Annotated in this window: 5 protein-coding genes; all 5 read right to left on the bottom strand. The window is 47.5% G+C overall.

Annotation, left to right across the window (positions count from 1 at the left end; genetic code table 11):
* Nucleotides 1-261: 261 nt before the first annotated feature.
* Nucleotides 262-714, bottom strand: coding sequence for an NAD(+)--rifampin ADP-ribosyltransferase Arr-3 (locus DZ860_RS23420; RefSeq protein ID WP_001749986.1), 453 nt, complete (start codon nt 712-714; stop codon nt 262-264).
* 84 nt (nt 715-798) lie between these two features.
* Nucleotides 799-1431, bottom strand: coding sequence for a type B-3 chloramphenicol O-acetyltransferase CatB3 (locus DZ860_RS23415; protein WP_000186237.1), 633 nt, complete (start codon nt 1429-1431; stop codon nt 799-801).
* A gap of 137 nt (nt 1432-1568) precedes the next feature.
* Nucleotides 1569-2399 (bottom strand): oxacillin-hydrolyzing class D beta-lactamase OXA-1, encoded by an 831-nt coding sequence (locus tag DZ860_RS23410; RefSeq protein WP_001334766.1) that lies wholly within the window; start codon nt 2397-2399, stop codon nt 1569-1571.
* Nucleotides 2400-2529: 130 nt separating this feature from the next.
* Nucleotides 2530-3084 carry a fluoroquinolone-acetylating aminoglycoside 6'-N-acetyltransferase AAC(6')-Ib-cr5 gene (locus DZ860_RS23405; RefSeq protein WP_063840321.1) on the bottom strand — a complete coding sequence of 185 codons (555 nt, stop codon included), beginning with the start codon at nt 3082-3084 and terminating at the stop codon, nt 2530-2532.
* A 143-nt stretch (nt 3085-3227) separates the two neighbouring features.
* Nucleotides 3228-3932 carry an IS6-like element IS26 family transposase gene (locus tag DZ860_RS23400; protein WP_001067855.1) on the bottom strand — a complete coding sequence of 235 codons (705 nt, stop codon included), beginning with the start codon at nt 3930-3932 and terminating at the stop codon, nt 3228-3230.
* Between the last annotated feature and the right edge of the window lie 398 nt (nt 3933-4330).

Genomic DNA, 4330 nt, shown 5'->3' with positions numbered 1-4330 from the left:
GCCAACTATTGCGATAACAAGAAAAAGCCAGCCTTTCATGATATATCTCCCAATTTGTGTAGGGCTTATTATGCACGCTTAAAAATAATAAAAGCAGACTTGACCTGATAGTTTGGCTGTGAGCAATTATGTGCTTAGTGCATCTAACGCCGCCATAAACGGCGACAGGGTGGCGCGCCTATTGCGCATAAAATGGCGAAGCCATGCGCAACAGGCGCGGAATCTCTGGCGTCCGGTTTGATGGCTTTGTTATGCAAAGGACTAGTCTTCAATGACGTGTAAACCACGGCGCTTTAAGTCCTCCAACGAATCCAACATTCCCCTTATTAATTCAACAGGATGCCCCTCCCAGTCTTCAACAACGCCAACAATTCTCAAGGGTTCGCAGGTTCTATAGGACTGTGTTGGATTACCGGGAAATCTTTTGTTCGTAAGATTCGGATCGTCTTCGAACGGTCCTGTTGGCTCAACTATGTATATGTAGCCGCGACCCTCGAGGCCAGACAGTGACATAGCAAGTTCAGCTCCCCAAACTGCTGGCTCCATCAAGGCTGAAAAGTAGATGTGCTTAAGAATACGACCGTCCTCGAAATGAGAGATGAACCCTGTGGTTAGCAAGTCACCAATCGCCAAATTGGCTTTGGTTCCATGATAGAACGGTCCTTGCACCTGCTTGTAATTATCATGAGAGATGGGAATCCAATCTTTTACCATTTTAAGACCCTTAATTGTTGGGATTTGGCTGCATAACGCCTGAAATAAGCCGTGCCGCGAAGCGGCATCGGCTTGATTGAATTGTTAGACGGCAAACTCGAGCCAATACTTGTGCAGGCCAACAATATTAGACGAGCACAGCATGGGCATTGCCGCTTTGATCTTCTCCAGTGACCAATTCCACCACTCCATCTCCAGAAGCAATGAAATTTCCTCATCGGTGAAGCGTTTCTTAATCTTCTTAGCGGGATTGCCGCCAACGATAGCGTAAGGCTCCACATCTTTTGTCACCAACGAGCGGCTGCCTATCACCGCACCGTGCCCGATCTTGATTCCGGGCATGACCATTGCCTCAGAGCCGATCCAAACGTCATTGCCAATGACAGTATTACCTGCTTTTTGGAAGGCATCGAGTGCGCTTGAGAATGCAGGTTCTTCCTGCATATAAAAGAACGGGAAAGATGATGCCCAGTCGTACCGATGCCCCTGATTGCCAGCCATGATAAAGGAAGCCCCACTCCCGATAGAGCAGAAACTACCGATGATCAACTTATCAACGTCATCACGGTCCGGAAACAGATACCGTGCGCAGTCATCGAATGAGTGCCCATGATAGTAGCCAGAGTAATAGCTGTACCGCCCAACTTTGATATTGGGGTTCTTCACTTGCTCAGAAAGCAGCTTGCCTTTGAAGGGGCTATCAAAGTAGTTGGTCATAAGAGATCCCGCGGTCTGTGACTTTGCCGTCTAACGTTTGAAATAAGGGGCGCCGAGCGCCAGCGAGGGGAGCCAAAAGCTTGCTTTTGGCCGTCCCGACTTGATTGAAGGGTTGGGCGATTTTGCCATTAGATTTTTTATAAATTTAGTGTGTTTAGAATGGTGATCGCATTTTTCTTGGCTTTTATGCTTGATGTTAAATTCGACCCCAAGTTTCCTGTAAGTGCGGACACAAAAACATATTTATGTCCTGATTTGCTTATAATAAACCCTTCAAACCATCCGTTTTGTAAGGTTCTATTTGCTGTGAATCCTGCACCAGTTTTCCCATACAGTTTTGTACTATTATCCAGATCTTGTAGATACATGTTCTCTATGGTGTTTTCTATGGCTGAGTTTTTAACTGGGAGATTGTGATTAATAATTTTACGCAGGAATTGAATTTGTTCTTCTGGTGAAATTTTTAAGCTACTTTCGAGCCATGCTTCTGTTAATCCGTTGTTTCTTTCTTTATCTCCAGAGAAGTCTTGATTTCCATAATCAAAATCTTTGAGATAATTCTTGATTTTATTTAATCCAATTTTTTGGGTTATTTCTTGCGAAACCCAAACAACAGAAAATTGCATCCACGTCTTTGGTGTATGATTGCTGTTCCAGATCTCCATTCCTTTGGGGGTTTTATCCCATTTGAATATGGTTTTCTGATCTATTATTTCCGCATCAAATGCCATAAGTGATAATGCGATCTTGAAAGTTGAATCTGGTGCCATTTGCGTTGCACACTTTGCTTTATTGAATTGAGCAATTTCAGCGTTTGTGGATGCATCGTAAAGTAAAAAACAACCTTCAGTTCCTTCAAATAATGGAGATGCAACAGTAGAGATATCTGTTGATGCACTGGCGCTGCTGTAGATAATATTTGCAATTATTAAAAAAATAGCGAAGTTGATATGTATTGTGTTTTTCATAATAAGTATTGGTTTGGTAAAGGGCTTAATTTTAACGGCTAACAATTAATGAGGCTCCGGGTTCGCCCAACGTTTGACATGAGGGGCGGCCAAGGGCGCCAGCCCTTGGACGTCCCCCTCGATGGAAGGGTTAGGCATCACTGCGTGTTCGCTCGAATGCCTGGCGTGTTTGAACCATGTACACGGCTGGACCATATGGGGTGGTTACGGTACCTTGCCTCTCAAACCCCGCTTTCTCGTAGCATCGGATCGCTCGCAAGTTGCTCGGCGACGGGTCCGTTTGGATCTTGGTGACCTCGGGATCATTGAACAGCAACTCAACCAGAGCTCGAACCAGCTTGGTTCCCAAGCCTTTGCCCAGTTGTGATGCATTCGCCAGTAACTGGTCTATTCCGCGTACTCCTGGATCGGTTTCTTCTTCCCACCGTCCGTCCCCGCTTCCAAGAGCAACGTACGACTGGGCATACCCAATCGGCTCTCCATTCAGCATTGCAATGTATGGAGTGACGGACTCTTGCGCTAAAACGCTTGGCAAGTACTGTTCCTGTACGTCAGCAAGTGTCGGGCGTGCTTCTTCTCCGCCCCACCACTCGACGATATGAGATCGATTTAGCCACTCATAGAGCATCGCAAGGTCATGCTCAGTCATGAGGCGCAGTGTGACGGAATCGTTGCTGTTGGTCACGATGCTGTACTTTGTGATGCCTAACTTTGTTTTTGCGTTGCTCATGATGTCTAACTCCCAATTTGTGTAGGGCTTATTATGCACGCTTAAAGGCACTGTTGCAAAGTTAGCGATGAGGCAGCCTTTTGTCTTATTCAAAGGCCTTACATTTCAAAAACTCTGCTTACCAGGCGCATTTCGCCCAGGGGATCACCATAATAAAATGCTGAGGCCTGGCCTTTGCGTAGTGCACGCATCACCTCAATACCTTTGATGGTGGCGTAAGCCGTCTTCATGGATTTAAATCCCAGCGTGGCGCCGATTATCCGTTTCAGTTTGCCATGATCGCATTCAATCACGTTGTTCCGGTACTTAATCTGTCGGTGTTCAACGTCAGACGGGCACCGGCCTTCGCGTTTGAGCAGAGCAAGCGCGCGACCATAGGCGGGCGCTTTATCCGTGTTGATGAATCGCGGGATCTGCCACTTCTTCACGTTGTTGAGGATTTTACCCAGAAACCGGTATGCAGCTTTGCTGTTACGACGGGAGGAGAGATAAAAATCGACAGTGCGGCCCCGGCTGTCGACGGCCCGGTACAGATACGCCCAGCGGCCATTGACCTTCACGTAGGTTTCATCCATGTGCCACGGGCAAAGATCGGAAGGGTTACGCCAGTACCAGCGCAGCCGTTTTTCCATTTCAGGCGCATAACGCTGAACCCAGCGGTAAATCGTGGAGTGATCGACATTCACTCCGCGTTCAGCCAGCATCTCCTGCAGCTCACGGTAACTGATGCCGTATTTGCAGTACCAGCGTACGGCCCACAGAATGATGTCACGCTGAAAATGCCGGCCTTTGAATGGGTTCATGTGCAGCTCCATCAGCAAAAGGGGATGATAAGTTTATCACCACCGACTATTTGCAACAGTGCCCGTCATACTTTCGCCTTCATGATCTGCAACGAGTTGATCAATAATAAGCGAAATTCGATAACGAAATTCGATATAAATCTAGAAAAAAATACCTCTATGTGTACTACGCAGTTTTAGCTGTGGCTTTCACAGGAGCACGCTTACTTACGGCTTAGCGTGCTTTATTTTCCGTTTTCTGAGGCGATCCCTAGGAGCTCGGATCTCAGGACGAAGGTCTCCGCGAATGTCCGGTCGATCCGCGCGACGTCCCAGGCGGGCGTTCCCTTGGCGGACATCCACGCCGCAGCGTCGTGCATCAGCCGCACAACCTCGTCGATATCACCCGAGCAGGCGAC

This window comes from Vibrio sinensis (genome assembly GCF_003605645.1).
GTDB classification, from domain to species: Bacteria; Pseudomonadota; Gammaproteobacteria; order Enterobacterales; family Vibrionaceae; genus Vibrio; species Vibrio sinensis.
Note: the sequence above shows the minus strand (reverse complement) of the source record. Positions and strands in the feature narration are given on the sequence as shown.

What these genes read in the sequence shown, in the direction of transcription:
- DZ860_RS23400 (WP_001067855.1), bottom strand. Translation starts at nt 3,932, where the DNA reads ATGAACCCATTCAAAGGCCGGCATTTTCAGCGTGACATCATTCTGTGG.
- DZ860_RS23420 (WP_001749986.1), bottom strand. Translation starts at nt 714, where the DNA reads ATGGTAAAAGATTGGATTCCCATCTCTCATGATAATTACAAGCAGGTG.
- DZ860_RS23410 (WP_001334766.1), bottom strand. Translation starts at nt 2,399, where the DNA reads ATGAAAAACACAATACATATCAACTTCGCTATTTTTTTAATAATTGCA.
- DZ860_RS23415 (WP_000186237.1), bottom strand. Translation starts at nt 1,431, where the DNA reads ATGACCAACTACTTTGATAGCCCCTTCAAAGGCAAGCTGCTTTCTGAG.